At 45.7% G+C, this 16,587-nt stretch carries 14 protein-coding genes; 12 read left to right on the top strand and 2 right to left on the bottom strand.

Annotated elements, in window-relative coordinates; genetic code table 11:
• The first annotated feature begins 166 nt into the window (after positions 1 to 166).
• From CXK86_RS14845 to CXK86_RS32080, 4 genes are all read left to right on the top strand, one after another.
• Complete coding sequence (locus CXK86_RS14845; RefSeq protein ID WP_101313974.1) at positions 167 to 2,002, top strand: UbiD family decarboxylase; 1,836 nt, start codon at positions 167 to 169, stop codon at positions 2,000 to 2,002.
• A 283-nt stretch (positions 2,003 to 2,285) separates the two neighbouring features.
• Entirely contained in the window at positions 2,286 to 3,371 is a 1,086-nt protein-coding gene (locus CXK86_RS14850; protein WP_036608620.1) for an HD-GYP domain-containing protein, read from the top strand.
• Between the two features lie 160 nt (positions 3,372 to 3,531).
• Positions 3,532 to 3,987, top strand: coding sequence for an SRPBCC family protein (locus CXK86_RS14855; RefSeq protein WP_047842714.1), 456 nt, complete (start codon positions 3,532 to 3,534; stop codon positions 3,985 to 3,987).
• Between the two features lie 32 nt (positions 3,988 to 4,019).
• On the top strand, positions 4,020 to 4,181 hold the full coding sequence (locus CXK86_RS32080; RefSeq protein WP_155985038.1) for a hypothetical protein: 162 nt from the start codon (positions 4,020 to 4,022) through the stop codon (positions 4,179 to 4,181).
• A 1-nt stretch (position 4,182) separates the two neighbouring features.
• On the opposite strand, the gene CXK86_RS14860 is transcribed toward CXK86_RS32080, so the two are convergent.
• Positions 4,183 to 5,403, bottom strand: a complete 1,221-nt coding sequence (locus CXK86_RS14860; RefSeq protein WP_101313975.1) for an MFS transporter — start codon at positions 5,401 to 5,403, stop codon at positions 4,183 to 4,185.
• Positions 5,404 to 5,688: 285 nt separating this feature from the next.
• On the opposite strand from CXK86_RS14860, the gene CXK86_RS14865 reads away from it, so the two are divergent.
• Positions 5,689 to 6,270 carry a TetR/AcrR family transcriptional regulator gene (locus tag CXK86_RS14865; protein ID WP_101313976.1) on the top strand — a complete coding sequence of 194 codons (582 nt, stop codon included), beginning with the start codon at positions 5,689 to 5,691 and terminating at the stop codon, positions 6,268 to 6,270.
• Positions 6,271 to 6,350: 80 nt separating this feature from the next.
• Positions 6,351 to 7,319 (top strand): D-2-hydroxyacid dehydrogenase family protein, encoded by a 969-nt coding sequence (locus CXK86_RS14870; protein ID WP_101313977.1) that lies wholly within the window; start codon positions 6,351 to 6,353, stop codon positions 7,317 to 7,319.
• A 177-nt stretch (positions 7,320 to 7,496) separates the two neighbouring features.
• Here CXK86_RS14870 and CXK86_RS14875 read toward each other — a convergent pair whose 3' ends face one another.
• A complete protein-coding gene (locus CXK86_RS14875) occupies positions 7,497 to 8,534 on the bottom strand; it encodes a LacI family DNA-binding transcriptional regulator (protein ID WP_036608611.1) in 1,038 nt (345 codons plus the stop codon).
• A gap of 386 nt (positions 8,535 to 8,920) precedes the next feature.
• Between CXK86_RS14875 and CXK86_RS14880 the strand changes: the two genes are divergently transcribed.
• The 6 genes from CXK86_RS14880 to CXK86_RS14905 all read left to right on the top strand — a co-directional run bounded on the left by CXK86_RS14880 (position 8,921) and on the right by CXK86_RS14905 (position 16,367).
• On the top strand, positions 8,921 to 9,970 hold the full coding sequence (locus CXK86_RS14880) for a 2,3-butanediol dehydrogenase (RefSeq protein ID WP_076249528.1): 1,050 nt from the start codon (positions 8,921 to 8,923) through the stop codon (positions 9,968 to 9,970).
• Between the two features lie 181 nt (positions 9,971 to 10,151).
• Positions 10,152 to 11,465 carry a hypothetical protein gene (locus CXK86_RS14885; protein WP_076249527.1) on the top strand — a complete coding sequence of 438 codons (1,314 nt, stop codon included), beginning with the start codon at positions 10,152 to 10,154 and terminating at the stop codon, positions 11,463 to 11,465.
• Between the two features lie 333 nt (positions 11,466 to 11,798).
• Positions 11,799 to 12,902, top strand: a complete 1,104-nt coding sequence (locus CXK86_RS14890) for an NADH:flavin oxidoreductase (RefSeq protein ID WP_083684215.1) — start codon at positions 11,799 to 11,801, stop codon at positions 12,900 to 12,902.
• 398 nt (positions 12,903 to 13,300) lie between these two features.
• Positions 13,301 to 14,641: a beta-N-acetylhexosaminidase gene (nagZ, locus tag CXK86_RS14895; RefSeq protein WP_256719957.1), complete on the top strand. Its 1,341-nt coding sequence runs from the start codon at positions 13,301 to 13,303 to the stop codon at positions 14,639 to 14,641.
• Positions 14,642 to 14,682: 41 nt separating this feature from the next.
• Positions 14,683 to 15,387, top strand: a complete 705-nt coding sequence (locus tag CXK86_RS14900; RefSeq protein WP_047842720.1) for a response regulator transcription factor — start codon at positions 14,683 to 14,685, stop codon at positions 15,385 to 15,387.
• Positions 15,384 to 16,367: a sensor histidine kinase gene (locus CXK86_RS14905; RefSeq protein ID WP_083669688.1), complete on the top strand. Its 984-nt coding sequence runs from the start codon at positions 15,384 to 15,386 to the stop codon at positions 16,365 to 16,367. Before CXK86_RS14900 ends, CXK86_RS14905 begins: the two co-directional genes overlap by 4 nt.
• Positions 16,368 to 16,587 lie beyond the last annotated feature (220 nt).

The raw sequence follows: 16,587 nt of genomic DNA on the forward strand, positions 1-16,587 counted from the left end.
CGTTCAGGATTCAGATTGCTGCCAGATTGCTTTTTTGATATCTGTATTCGCGACAAAATTTCACATATAGTTTTGTTTAGCAGTGGATCATTTGATAAAATAGAAGAGACGTTATGTGAATCTATGAACTTAATTAATTTAATCATACAGAGAATGGAGCCATCCAATGAAATATCGCAATATGGAAGATTGTATTAACGATCTGGAGCAGCATGGTCATTTGATTCGGGTCAAAGAAGAGGTTGATCCTCATCTTGAGATGGCAGCGATCCACATGAAAGTGCACGAGGCTAAAGGCCCGGCGTTGTTATTCGAAAATGTAAAAGGCTCAAAGTTCCAGGCCGTATCCAATCTGTTCGGCACGGTGGAACGAAGCAAGTTCATGTTCCGCGGTACGCTGGAAGGCGTACAACGGGTCATGGCAGTTCGTGACGATCCCATGAAGGCGCTTAAGACACCATTTCAGCATGTCCAAACAGGTCTTGCTGCGTGGCAGGCGCTGCCAAAACAGAAGTCTATTAGTCTACCCGTGTCCGCGCAAGAGATTCAAATCTCGGACTTGCCTCTCATCAAGCACTGGCCTATGGACGGTGGGGCATTTGTGACTCTACCGCAGGTTTATTCGGAAGATCCGGACAAACCAGGAATCATGAATTCAAACTTGGGGATGTACCGGGTTCAACTGGATGGCAATGATTTTGAAATGAACAAGGAAATAGGGTTACACTATCAGATTCATCGCGGAATCGGTATACATCAAGCCAAAGCTGTCAAAAAGGGAGAACCACTGAAAGTTAGTATTTTCATTGGGGGTCCACCTGCACATACACTTTCAGCGGTTATGCCTTTGCCTGAAGGACTAAGTGAGATGACATTTGCCGGTTTGCTCGCCGGACGTCGCTTCCGGTACAGTTACAAGGACGGGTATTGCATTAGCAATGATGCCGATTTTGTCATCACGGGTGATATCTACCCAGGCGAGACAAAACCCGAAGGTCCGTTCGGTGATCATCTGGGTTATTACAGTCTGACCCATGAATTCCCGTTAATGCGTGTGCATAAAGTCTATGCCAAACCTAATGCGATCTGGCCGTTTACAGTTGTTGGTCGTCCACCGCAAGAGGATACGGCTTTTGGCGATTTGATTCATGAGATTACTGGAGACGCGATCAAACAGGAGGTTCCAGGTGTCAAAGAAGTGCATGCGGTCGATGCAGCAGGGGTTCATCCATTGCTGTTTGCCATCGGCAGTGAACGTTACACCCCATATCAGGCGGTGAAGCAGCCGACAGAGTTGCTTACGATTGCCAACCGTATTTTGGGTACGGGTCAGCTGAGTCTGGCGAAGTACCTGTTTATTACTGCTGAGGATCAGCAACCTCTGGATACCCACAAGGAAGTTGAATTCCTGACCTATATCTTGGAGCGTATGGATATGCAGCGGGATATTCATTTCCATACCCATACAACGATTGATACACTCGATTATTCGGGTACAGGACTGAACAGCGGAAGCAAAGTTGTTTTTGCAGCGTATGGCGACAAGATTCGGGAGCTGTGTTCGGAAGTGCCAGAGTCTTTGAAAAACATTCGTGGTTATGAGAATCCACAGCTCATCATGCCGGGTATCGTTTCGATCCAGACATCGGCCTTTACGAGTTATGCGGATACAGCACAGGAGATGCAAGCATTCACGTCTCTATTGAAAGAACAGGGAGGTCTGGACTCGTGTCCGATGATCATTCTATGTGACGACAGTTCGTTCTTGAGTGCTAACCTCAGCAACTTCTTATGGGCAACCTTTACTCGCAGCAACCCTTCACATGACATGTACGGGGTTAATAGCGGATATGACCACAAGCATTGGGGCTGTGATCAGGTGATTATTGATGCACGTACCAAACCCCATCAGGCACCACCGCTGATTCCCGATGCTTCGGTCGAGAAGAGCATTGAACGATTTTTTGTTAAAGGTGCTAGTCTGGGTTCGATCAAAATCTAATTTGAGATGTCTTGAAGAAGTTCAAACGGAGCGTTTGAACTTCTTTGGCTTACTCTGATACGGCAATGAGGCACAAAAGTGTGTAAAAGTTTAAAACCGGGACTAATTTGGATGTTGGAGTGAGGATAAAGTCTTAGGCGTTCGTATTTACCATTGTGATTAAGGTCGTTTGAACTATGTATGAAATGAAGAATTATAACGATATAAAGAAGTATAGGTATTTTTGTGGCCCCGTTCCGTTGGGTGCTGTTACTATAATGAATTGTTCAGGGGGAATACCGATTTGAGAATCCATATTATGAACCTGCAAGACGGAGACCGTCTAACTGCGGATACATTCAGCGATGCAGGATTACACGTTCTCGGGAAGGGAACTGTGATCAAAGGTGAGGATATCACCTTGCTTATGCAGCACCGTGTAGATTATGTAGATATTGAATCACGCGAAGAAGAAATCACTGAAGCAGAATTTTTTGCAGCAGCCGCAAAGCATGCTTCGGGGATAACTACGAAGGAAGAACCGCCTGAAGAAGAGCTGAAGTCCCAATTTATTCAGACTGTACATAATTATCAAAATGCTTTTCTCGAAGCTCTGACCGTTGGCAAGTTCAACGCCACCATGGTGGATGATGCACTGCAACCGATGGTTGAAGGACTGGATGAGCAAAAAGATGTCGTTCATCTCCTGATGATGCTGGAGCGGGATGACGTCAATAACTATACACATTCAATCCAGGTAGGATTGTTGTCATTCTACCTCGCGAATTGGCTTGGATATTCTCAGAAGGAGAGTTATCAGATTAGTCGCGGTGGTTATCTGCATGACATTGGAAAGTGCAAAGTTTCCCACCGGATTCGGAACAAAACAGAACCGTTGACGGCTGATGAGCAGCTTGAAATGCGGCGTCACACTATATATGGCCATGAAATTATCAAAAATTCGATGACGGATGAAGCGACAGCACTGGTTGCTCTGCAACATCACGAACGGGAAGATGGGTCGGGTTATCCGATGCAACTTGAGAAAAGTGAAATTCATCCATATACACAGATTGTATCTGTAGCGGATATCTATATAGGCATGAGATCAGGGAATCACGGAGGAAGCAATCCAAATCTGATCAACAACCTTAGAGATATCTATGGAATGGGATTTGGTAAATTGAATGAAAAACCGGTTCAGGCATTGATGCAACATTTGCTTCCTAATTTCATCGGGAAACAAGTACTGCTCAGCAATGGAGAAAAGGGTGTTATTGTCATGAACAATACATCTGATATTTTCAAACCACTCATCAAAGTGGAGTCTGAAGAATATCGCGATCTCTCCAAAGAGCGTACGCTTGCCATTGATGAATTGCTTATTTAATCTAAGTATTATCTGTATTCCTTATTTATATTGAGAACGGGCCTCCTGTAAGAAGACAGGGGACCCGTTTTTTGTTATAGCATCCTAGATGTGTTGTTCGACCAAGGAAGCAAGCGTATACTTTGCAAAGACCTTATTTTCCTGCCAAGGAGCGATCGCCATGATTGAAGTGACAACCGAGATTACAATACATGCCTCGATTGAACGATGCTTTGACTATGCCCGGGATATTGATGTACATACTCAGACCGTCTGGCAACATACAAGAGAGCGAGCAGTTGCAGGAGTAACCACAGGAAGAATTGGAGCAGGGGATACCGTTACATTTCAGGCTACTCATTTTGGGGTCAGACAGAAGTTGAAGTCCCGAATTGTGCAGTTCGAACGACCTTTCCTCTTTGTGGATCAGATGGAGAAAGGGGCTTTCAAGAGCATGCGACATGAACATCATTTCAGCGTAATTGGGGATCAGATGACTTGCATGAGAGATACACTTCGATTCGAAGCTCCACTTGGATTGCTGGGATGGGCAACCGAACGACTTGTGCTGAAGAGATACATGCAGGCATTTCTGGAGGATCGTAATCGTAAGCTCAAAGATATGCTTGAGCAGTAGCCAGAATTAAATGGATAGAGGAGAGAAGACATTTGATGGATAATGAATATTTTGTAGGTTGGGGCACACTTGCCTTGATTAATGCCGGACTGGCTCAGGGAAAAAACAGAAGTGGTCGGAACTGGTTTCTGATTTCCCTGTTATTTGGTCCGTTGGCAACTCTTTTTATTGTGGTGTGGAATAAACTGGACTAATTCAATGATCGATATTCCGATGCATATAACGATCGATCATCCAGAATACAAGGGCTGCTGCACTAACGCCAGCACCTAACCAGCAAACGGCTGTCCAGCCTGCCCATGCATACACTTGGGTAGAAACGATGGAGCCGGTTGCACTGCCGATGGAATAAAAGATCATATAAGCTGCCGTCAGGCGGCTCTGCGCTTCGGGACGAACTTCGTAGATCAGACTCTGGTTGGTAACATGTACGGCCTGCACGGCGAGATCGAGCAGGATAACACCCAGGATCAGAAACCAGAGAGAATGATGGACATAACCGATGGGTAGCCAGGACAAGAGCAGAATGACAAGGGCGACACCGGTTGTTTTCTGCCCAAGGCCCCTGTCGGCAAGTTTACCTGCACGGGCAGCAGCCAATGCTCCCGCCGCTCCTGCGAGACCGAATGCACCTATGACTGTATGAGACAGGGACAGTGGAGGGCTGCTTAGTGGCAGTACCATAGAAGTCCATAAGATGCTGAAGGCTGTAAAAATCAGCATGGCCAGCACACCTCGTACTCTTAACACACGCAACTCACGGTACAGTTGCAAGACGGAACCGAGTAATTGGAAGTAGCTTTGTTTTACTTGTGTTGATTGTTGCCTTGGGAGAACAAAAAATAAGGCGAAAATTCCGAGTAATGTAAGGCTGGCGGAGAAGAGATATACCGATCTCCACCCGAACCAATCGTTCAGCGTACCTGCAACCGTTCGTGCAAGTAAAATGCCAATGACGATCCCGCTGGTTACCAACCCGACAATGCGACCACGTTCGGAAGGGGCTGCCAAGTGTGCAGCAAAGGCAACGAGCGTTTGCGTAATGACCGCGAGTAGACCTACGACAGCCATGCCCGTGAATAAAAGTGAGCTGGATTGTGCGGTTCCTACGAGAACCAGTGCAAGCACGGATAAGAGCATTTGAATGATGATCAGCTTGCGACGATTTAAGAGGTCTCCAAGGGGAACGAGAAGGAACAGCCCCAAGGCATAACATATTTGAGTCACTGTGATGACAATCCCTATGGATGATGGAGAGAGGCTGAATTCTTGAGAGATGGAGTCCAGCAAAGGCTGAGCATAATAGATATTGGCGACCGCAAGTCCACTGCACACGGCAAAAAGAAGAGCAACTAACCGTGACATGGCAGGACGATCCTTATTGGATAATTGTGCATCTGGAGAAGAAGTTTGCATGAGCAGTTGTCACCTTTCTATTGTGTACTGATCGGTATGTTATGTTTCGGAATAACCATACTTTATTTGCGTGAATTCTGTCAACAGAGAATTGGGTGAGGGTTAAACTAAAGATTTTTACCCAGAGAATGTGACGACAAAATAATTATCCGATCGCTTCTATTCCAAATTTTCCGATTCATTTATAGCTAAAAACTCCTTTCCGGTTATTAGGTTTTGACTTTGTAATAAGAGGGAGGTTAAAATATATAAACATACTGATCGATACATAAAGAGGTGAATTGTATGGTTAGACAACGGGAATTTGATACGGATAAAGCACTCGATGCAGCGATGCATACGTTTTGGGACAAAGGGTTCGAAGCGGCATCTTTAAATGATTTGACGACCGCAATGGGCATACAACGTCCCAGTCTGTATGCGGCTTTTGGAGATAAAAAGGAATTATTTGAAACAGCACTTCGCAGGTATACCACTCAGCACGCGGCTCAAGTCAGAGCCAGACTTCAACAGGGCTCTTTCGTGCGGGAAGCCTTTCGTGGATTGTTTGAACATATTGGAGCAGAGGGGAGTGTGACCGAGCCTAGCCACGGCTGTTTTTGCATTAATACGATGGTTGAGCTGGCTCCACATGATCCCAAATTCGCTATCCTTACACGGGAGCATCAGATGTACCTGGGTGTTCTTTTCAAAGAAACGATAGAACGAGGGCAACAGAGCGGGGAGTTGTCTACTGACATGAACGCGAGTGCGGTCGCACAGTCTCTGGTTGTATCCATGATTGGACTGACTGTACTGATGAAATCAGGACCGGACCGCTTATTTGTAGAGCAGAGCATCCAAGTTACGCTGTCTTTGCTGCAGTAATAGGGATTTATTCTGTTTAAAGTGATGCGGAGTTGCTACAATATATTTAAGAATTGAGCAGATATAGGAGGAGATCAGGAATGAATACGAAGTTGCGCTGTGCCATTTTGGATGATTATCAGAACGTTGCGCTGACGTCGGCGGACTGGGGGCCGTTTGTGGATCAGGTGGAGATTCAGACATTCAACAACTATATGGGCTCGGAAGAAAAAGTCATTCAGGAATTGCAGGATTTCGATATTGTGGTTCTGATGCGGGAACGTACACCGTTTCCAGAGAAGGTCATTTCGCAGCTCCCTAAGCTAAAACTTCTGATTACAAGTGGTATGCGCAACGCGTCGATAGATCTCAAGGCTGCTGAGAAGAACGGCATCATTGTGTGTGGAACTGAGGGAAGCTCTAATCCGCCGACGGAGCTTACATGGGCACTAATTCTGGGACTGTCCAGACAACTGGTTACAGAAAATAATGCACTTCGCTCCAATCGAAACTGGCAGAGCACGGTCGGGTTGGATTTGCATGGGAGAACACTTGGATTGCTTGGTTTGGGCAAAATAGGCACTCGCATGGCTGAGATCGCACAAGCATTTGGTATGAATGTGATGGCCTGGAGCGAGAATCTGACACAAGAGAAAGCCGAAAAACATGGTGTGATCTGGTCCGAGACCAAGGAGCAGTTGCTTGCACAGAGCGACATCGTATCCATTCATCTGGTATTGAGTGATCGTACGCGGAATCTGATCGGACAAGCCGAATTTCAACAAATGAAATCGAGTGCGCTATTAATAAATACGTCACGAGCGGGCATTGTCGATCAGGAAGCTATGGTGGAGGCATTGCAAAGTGGTGTGATTGCTGGTGCAGGTCTGGATGTATATGAGCAGGAACCGCTACCCGTTAACCATGTGATGCGAACATTGCCCAACGTTCTGGCCACACCGCATCTGGGTTATGTGACTCGTGGGAATTATGAGATCTATTATAATCATACCATAGAGAATATAGCGATGTTCCTGAAGGGAACACCGATCAGGCAACTGCTTTCTTAGAATGAACGTATGCGGAGTATGACTCTGCTATAGTTATATAGAATCAACGACAAATAAGGTGCTGCCAGGAAAGAGTTAGACCTGAGCAACACCTTTTTAGTATATCTGTGTAGAAAACAAATGAAGGGACGGATGTAAAATACATTCTATCCCGGTGACCCATCCCCCTCACCAAATTTAACTGTGTGGCCCTCGCTGGGAAGAATGAATCATGGCGACGCTTGATTCACGAACGATTAAGCGCGGTTCAAACTGGATGTGTTCGTAATCGGTCGTGCTCATCTCCCGAATTCGTTTTAACAACAGCTCAGTAGCAAGTCTGGCGACTTCTTCGCCCATAATGGACACGGAACTAATCTGAGGAGACGTGACGGTTGTCCATTGATTGTTATCCACACCCACAACAGCCACATCTTCAGGTACACGAACCCCTAACTCCTTGAACCGATTAACCAATCCGATGGCAACCATATCATTAATGGCATAGACGGCATCTGGCATATGCGTAAGTCCGTAAAAATAATCTGCAGCATTGGCACCTGTATTTAATGAAAAGTCCTCACCAAAGTAGACGAGAGAAATGTCCACATGGCCTACAGCTTGCTCATACGCACGAAAGCGCTCTTCAATAATGTCCTTCGGTGCTCCCGCATAAGCGATTCGAGTCCGGCCGATCTTGAACAGATGTTCCATAACTAGTTTGCCTTCAGGTTGAGAGAGAGAGACGATATCTGCCTTCATGCCAGGTTCCAGTTTCTTGCCGTAATTAATCATGGAGATAGGGAGCGGCGCTTTATCAATCAGTCCGGGTAACGTTTTGGGGTACGCCAGAGGCATGAAGATTAGTCCGTCCACATGCAATTTTTTGACATTACGAATGGTTTCAAGCTCCGTTCTGGCATTGCCTGCCGTATTGATCTGCACGACATGGTAACCATGCTGCTTCGCCGTTTGCTCTACAGACCAGGAGATTTCCGGAATGATGGCGTTACGTATGTCGGGTACAACAAGAGCGATCTGGTGCGTTTGCCGGATTTTCAGACTCTGTGCCGAGGTGTTGGGTACAAACCCCAGTTCTTCAATGGCCTGCATCACCTTATCCCGTGTTTTACTGCTGATGCCTTCTGAATTGTTGATGGCCCGGGATACGGTAGCGATGCCCACGCCGGCACGCTCTGCAACGTCCTTGATCGTAAGTTTCTGTTCTTTCCTCAATGTACGGTTACCTCACTTTATCGGAAACGATTCCGAATTATTAGGAATATGTATGAACTTCACGATAGTTATATAACTTGATTATAACATTTGAACAATGAAGTATCCCGTGAATGGGCCAGATTTATGGCGAGGCCTGATTAAATTTCGATAGAACTACAATAATATTTGTCATAATATATGTTAATATCAAGGATTACATCGTTTGTAATACCGCTAAGATCACTTGAATTAAAGTACAAGCATTCTAAAGTGAACTCGATATGATCATGAAATAGCCATATTAATGGAGAGATATGTTTGACAGTGTATCTAAAATGTGACATATTTAATTTACGGAAACGTTTCCGATTATATCAAAAATTATGATCTGGGAGATGAAATGAATGAAAGCATTACGTTGGCATGGAGTCAAAGATTTACGTCTCGAAAATATTAATGAACCTCACCCTGAAGAAGGAAAGGTCAAAATAAAAGTGGAATGGTGCGGTATCTGCGGCAGTGATTTGCACGAGTACACAGCAGGTCCAATCTTCATTCCCGCTCAAGCACCGCATCCGCTAACAGGGGAACAAGCGCCTATAGTTATGGGGCATGAATTCTCAGGACAGGTGGTTGAAGTAGGGGAAGGTGTTACACGTTTCAAGGCAGGCGATCGTGTTGTGGTAGAACCCATCTATGCATGTGGACACTGCGAAGCTTGTAAACAGGGCAGATACAATCTGTGCGATCAGATGGGTTTCCTTGGACTCGCTGGAGGCGGCGGAGGATTCTCCGAGTATGTAACTGCTGCAGAAAACATGGTACATGCCATTCCGGATTCAATCTCGTATGAGCAAGGTGCGTTGGTTGAACCTTCAGCTGTAGCACTTCACGCTGTGCGACAAAGCAAGCTAAAAGTGGGAGATACAGCAGCCGTGTTTGGCGCAGGCCCAATCGGACTACTGGTCATCGAAGCGCTTAAAGCTTCGGGAGCGTCGGATATTTATGTGGTGGAGTTATCGGATGAACGGAAAGCAAAAGCCGAAGAGCTCGGTGCCATTGTGATTGATCCAATGCAGTTTAATGTCGTGGAAGAGATCCATCAACGTACACAAGGTGGCGTTAACGTAGCCTATGAAGTAACCGGTGTTCCACGTGTTCTGCAACAAGCCATCGATTCAACACGTATTGGTGGAGAGTTGATGATCGTCAGTATTTTTGAACAGGAAGCGCCGATTCACCCGAACTCAATTGTCATGAAAGAACGTACAGTTAATGGCATTATTGGTTATCGCGATGTGTTCCCGGCGGTTATCAGTCTGATGGATAAAGGTTTCTTCCCGGCTGATAAGCTGGTGACCAAACGAATTTCGTTGGATGAAGTGGTAGAGCATGGATTTGAAGCACTGTTGAAAGAGAAAAATCAGGTTAAGATTTTGGTAAAAGCTGAATAGAAATCACAGACATTAAGAACAAGTAGACAGCACATCAACAGATGTGATTGTCTACTTTTTTTGTATAAATAGGGCGAAATTTGTTGCATGTGCGGGTGGTTTTACATAGTATAAAAAGATACAAATTGTATCATCTTGGTGTGAAGGTAATGATGATGAAAAAATGAAGGAGGAAGCGGACATGCAGAGACATACAAAATGGACAGCCGTAATTTTGACCATTGTCGCAGGAATGAGCTGGATGCTTATGGGGAACTCCAAGCCGAAAAACACCACGTCAACAAGTCAACCCCCTGCGACGGAACGTGGGCTTGCCAAGGTGTCTAATGCACCGATCAGTTCAGCGGATGTAACATCGAAGATCGAACTGCTAGGCAGACCTTTTACCAAAACACCATATGCTAATAACGTCTGGGACATGCAACTGTACAACGGCAAAATATATTTGGGCCACGGAAATAGCAGCAATCTGGGCGTAGCTCCTAATTCAGGCCCTATCCCAGTCATTTATTATGATACAGCGAATGCAAAATTCAAGACCCAGTCGGTGACGAACAGCAACCCGGGCATCTTGCCATCAACGAAGATGTATGTGGATGAGGAACAGATTGATATCTACAGAGTACTAAACGATAAGTTATATATTCCTGGCAATGATTCTGATAGTGAACAGTGGGAACTGGGCAACTTCTATCGTCTGGATGGAGAGGTGTGGACCAAATATCGCAATCTGCCGCTGGGTGTACACGTATACGATTTGGCATCTTATCAAGGCAAGATGTTTGCCGCGCTGGGTACAGAGTCCAAACCAACCATTCTAATCTCTCATAATGAAGGTGAAACTTGGCAAAAATATGCGACCATTAATACGTTTGGTTTCCGGGCTTATACCATGTTCCATCTTAATGGCAAGTTATATGCATCTGGCATGATGTATCCTGCCAATAAAATATGGAATGACAAAACTAATATTTTGGAGATTAATGAAAATCTTGAGAAACGGGATGTTGTCATCTATGGTAACAAAATGCTACCTGGACTAACCTATCAAACGGGCACAATTCCTTATAATAAAATAGGCAAAAATGTTAACTTCAATAACAAGTTGCTCTATATAGCGGGAGGCGTGTTTAATGATGGGCAGCTGCTGCCCAAATCTTTGAATGTCATGACCGACATCAATCAGGCAAGGCGAGTTAATCTCCCGGATGCCAAGGCGCTCCCAACCGATGTGCTGTTGCGTGATGGCAAGGTGTATGTGCTTACGTACACTCGCCAAAGTGCCAATCTGTATATAAATCGGGTCTACCAATCAACGGATCTGACCACATGGAATGAGATTTTACGTTTTAACCAGGACACCTATGCCAAGTCTTTCGAAGAGAACGAGGGTGACTTCTACTTTGGTCTGGGTACCGATCCGGATGTGTTATCAACTTCATCAGGGAAATTGCTTCGAGTGAACCGCAGTGATATCCCCGTGAATGCTAATTAAATTGGAAGGAAGATTATGGATTATATACTATGCTACATCCACATTATTGGTGACCGGGAAAATACTTTAAGATGTAGTAGAGTGCATGTCAGACTGCTTCGGTAGTGTGATCCAACAGAGGCTGCCGTAAGGTAGCTTTCTTTTTTTTTCTATAAGAGTAGTTTGAACGCCCAACTTCGAAAATTTGAAAATAAAATTAAGAAACTATAAAATGGATAGAGAAATAATCCTAAACCAGTCAACTGGATTACACGTGTTACAATATACAAAAGCATGTCGCATTTCATGTGGATGCGGAGTTCCACACTTCCAATTGCAAAGGAGCAATGTACTATGAACGTACCTTCAGCATTATTCAAACCTTTCACCTCGGACAAGCTAACATTGTCTAATCGAATCGTTATGGCACCCATGACTCGCGGATTCTCACCAGAGGGCGTACCTGGACCAGAAGTTGCTGAATACTATCGTCGCAGAGCAGCAGGTGGAGTGGGGCTCATCATAACGGAAGGTACAGGCATTAATCATCCATCTTCGGTTAGTGGAGCGAGTATTCCATTATTCCATGGTGAAGATTCGTTGCAAGGATGGGCTAATGTAGTGAAAGCAGTACATGAAGCGGGTGGCAAAATTATGCCACAATTGTGGCATGTGGGTACAGCACGTCGTTCCGGTGACTTGCCTAACGCAGAAGCTGACCCTGTAAGTCCGTCAGGGGTAAGCATGGCAGGTGAACCATCACGTGAACCATTAACGGATGAGGAGATTCAATGTCTTGTACAGGCATTTGCCCAAGCGGCAGCGGATGCACAGCGAATCGGGTTTGACGGCATTGAACTGCACGGAGCCCATGGATACCTGATTGACCAATTCTTCTGGGAGCAGACGAATCGACGGACCGACAATTATGGTGGTGATTTGGTACGGCGAACCCAATTTGCGGTTGAAGTGATTAAAGCTTGTCGTGCGGCGGTTGGTCCTGATTTCCCAATTGTGCTCCGGTTCTCCCAATGGAAGATGGGGAATTATGAGGCACGTCTGGTGGAGACGCCAGAACAATTGGAGCAATTCTTGGCCCCACTTAGTACTGCTGGCGTGGATATATTCCATTGCTCTACACGCCGGTTCTGGTTACCGGAATTCGAAGGATCTGAGCTGAATCTTGCGGGTTGGACGCAAAAAATAACGGGTAAACCAGCTATTTCAGTTGGATCGGTAGGTCTTGAAGCTGAATTCGTAGACAGAGCAACCGAGAACCAGGGAACAGGGGATGCCCATTTGGATCAATTAAATGAGAAGTTGGAGAACAATGAATTTGACTTGATCGCCTTGGGTCGTGTTCTGCTTAGTGATCCCGAATGGCCTGCCAAAATTCGTGAAGGTCGCATATCCGAAATCATTCCATTTACAACGGAAGTGTTGCAAACACTCCATTAATAGAAGCCTAATAACGTTTGGTGAAAGATGAACTAACGCTGAACGGCAACGATTTACAACAAAAAGTAAAACAAAAACGAACAAATAGGCCGCCTTTGGGCGGCTTTTTGATCTTACTATACAAATAATTTCAACATATGAAAAATTCACAATAGAAAATCGTTTTCTGCACCGTTACTCCTTTTTATTCTCCACATACATCGCACACGCGCCTAGTCACAACACCATTAAGTTCCACATCTCAGGTTCCAGTGCAACCACTTTTTTTACCGCTTAAGTGTCTAAACAACGATTCAATCTTCAGTACGACTTATTTTGAAAATCCACCACCTTATGATAAGGTTAGGCCTGAACCCAAGGGTTGCCAAGATGACATTACATAAGGAGGATGAATATCCTTGCACAACTATAGGTACAACTCGAACAATAAATGGAGAAAACCACTGCAGATGCTGTGTCTTCTGCTGGGGATCGTACTGCTTTTATCGGCATGTGGCCAAGCACAGAAACCTTCCTCCGCAACGGACTCGAACACCGGATCGAATGCTGGCTCCAACTCAGGGCAATCTTCTTCATCGCCGGAGCAGAATACCGCTCCACCGCAGGAAGAAGTACCAGAGGAACCGCAAGAAGAAGTCGATCCGGTGCAGGAGCAGCTTAGTTCATTAACGTTAGAAGAGAAGATTGGACAGATGATACTGGCCGGTGTTCAAGGGACAACGTTGGATGATCAAGCCAAACAGATGATCACCGATCAAAAGGTAGGGGGCATTATTTTCTATGCCAACAATGTATCAACACTCGAGGGAACAGCCAAGTTTGTGAAGTCCATCAAGGAAGCGAATCAGTCCAACCCGGTACCGATCTTCATGAGTGTGGATCAGGAGGGCGGCAAAGTCAGTCGTATGCCAGAGACGGTGGAATCCATTCCTTCCAGTAGAAAAGTAGGCGAGACGAAAGACAGCGCGCTTGCTGAAACGATGGGCGAATTGTTGGCGAGACAGGTTCAGCTTGCGGGTTTTAATGTGGACTTTGCTCCTGTGTTGGATGTGAATAGTAACCCGAAGAACCCGGTGATTGGAGATCGTTCATTCGGCAGCTCGGCAGAACTGGTGTCACGTATGGGGATTGCAGAGATGAAGGGACTACGTAATGAAGGCATTATTCCGGTAGTGAAACATTTTCCGGGTCATGGTGATACGTCCGTGGACTCCCATCTTGATCTTCCTGTCGTGAATAAAACGGAAAAACAACTGGCCGAGCTTGAATGGATTCCATTCCAGGCCGCAGTGAAGGAGCAGGTAGAGGCGGTCATGGTTGCACACATTTTGTTCCCGAAGCTGGACCCGGACCATCCGGCTTCCTTATCGGATGTCATTATTGGTGAACATCTGCGCGGGAAGTTCAAGTATGATGGTGTGGTCATCACAGATGACCTGAGTATGGGTGCAATCGCGAAGAACTACAAGTTGGACCAGGCAGCCCTAGCAACGGTTAAAGCAGGAAGTGACATTCTGTTGGTAGCTCACAGTTATGAGAGTGCCAAGACGATTTTTGATACGCTAATAAGTGCAGTAAAGTCAGGCAAAATCACCGAGTCCCGAATTGATGAAAGTGTATATCGTATCCTGGCATTGAAGCAACAATACAAGTTATCCGATGATCAGAAAGCTTCCGGAGACCTGAAGCAATTGAATGCAGATATTGTGGATTGGCGTAAGCAAATCGATGCTAGATAATAAATCCTGTGTTATGATTTTGCCAGAGGTGAGATCCAATAATGTATACCATTATGATAATAGAGGACGATCCCAAGATTGCGGGATTATTGAAATCACATATTGAACGCTACGGGGACCGGGCCGTACTGGTCGAGGATTTTGAGATGATTGTACAACAGTTTGAGCAGGTACAGCCACATGTGGTCCTTCTGGATATCAACTTGCCCAGTTACGATGGTTTCTATTGGTGCCGCCAGATTCGTACGCTGTCCACATGCCCCATTTTGTTTATCTCCGCACGGAGTGGGAAGATGGATCAGGTCATGGCACTGGAGAACGGGGCGGATGATTATATTACGAAGCCATTTGAGCATGAGATTGTTATAGCAAAAATTCGAAGTCAGCTGCGCCGGGTATATGGGGACTATGCTGCACGTGACGAAGAACGCAAGGTGGAACTGGACGGTTTGGTCGTGTACTTGGAAAGACTGGAGATTCAGCTTGGTGATCGCAAAGTGCAGCTGACGAAGAAGGAAACGATTCTGCTGGAAACGTTACTGCGGCGCAGTCCAAAGCTTGTGAGCAGAGAGACAATCTTGGAGAAGCTGTGGGATGACTCTTTTGTGGATGACAATACACTCAGCGTAAACGTTACTCGGGTGCGTAAACGATTAGCCGAACTTGGTATTACGGACGCACTGGAAACGGTCAGAGGTTCGGGTTACCGATTGAACAATACCTGGAAGGCCTCTTCACCATCATGAGATTGTTTATACGAGAACATCTCGCTTTAACGTGCTGGGTTGTTGCCATCTTGTTCACTGTTGTTGCAGTGTTCTGGTATGACGGTTACAACGATTGGGTCACGGCTACTTATGCCGTAGCGTTGGGATTATTTTTATACATCGGATATTTGGTGTATCGTTATTATTCACATCGCTCCTTTTATACCCGGATGTCACGGTCGATGGATTCGCTGAAGGAATTTGTACCATTGAACGAAACAAGTCCTTTATCACTGGCGCTGGAGAAGTTGTTGGATTCACAATACGGCCAGTATCATGCTCATCTTCATCGGCTGGAACAACGGCAGCAAGAATATCTGACATTCATGAACCAGTGGGTCCATCAGATGAAGACACCGTTATCCGTTATTGAGTTGACCGTGGAAGGTCAGGAAGATGATGATCCTCGGCTCGTAAGCATTCGGGAGGAAGCGGACCAGATGAGGCGAGGTTTGGAGACTGTGCTGTATGTGGCCAGGTTGGATACCTTCGAACAGGATTTCAGTGTGGAACCTGTGATACTGAGGACCGCTGGGGAAGAGGCGATCCATGAGCTGAAACGGTTCTTCATCCGCAATCACGTCTATCCAGAGATACATATAGATCCTGCGCTGGTTGTGCAATCCGATGCCAAGTGGATTCGGTTTGTCCTGGTACAGTTACTATCGAACGCAATCAAATACTCCGCGGGCAGCGGGCAAAAGATCTATGTGCGTGCGTATGAAGCCGAACGCTCCATCATACTGGAAGTGCAGGATCAGGGCATCGGAATTCCGAAGTCTGATCTAAATCGGGTATTCCAGCCTTTCTTCACCGGGGAGAACGGGCGACATTTCAAAGAGTCCACTGGCATGGGGCTGTATATTGCCAAAGAAGTGTTAACACGGATGAATCATCGGATTGATCTTGAATCCGTGTACGGCGAAGGAACGACTGTCCGAATCACATTCAACTCCTGAAGTGACAGATTGAGGTAAGATTGGGCCGTGAGGTGTGTATTTTTGTTGAAGAAGTGTGAGTGGAGTATATATTACAGTGTAAGTGTAAGTATAGACGTCTATTGCCTGATCGGGGCGAAGGCGTCTTTTTGATTTTCATGATGCAACCTTACAACATTGTCATGTTGATGAAAGGTTAAACCATAGGAGAATGGCCGAAACTTCGATAGACTATAGTCAT

This window comes from Paenibacillus sp. BGI2013 (assembly GCF_002843485.1).
GTDB classification, from domain to species: domain Bacteria; phylum Bacillota; class Bacilli; order Paenibacillales; family Paenibacillaceae; genus Paenibacillus; species Paenibacillus amylolyticus.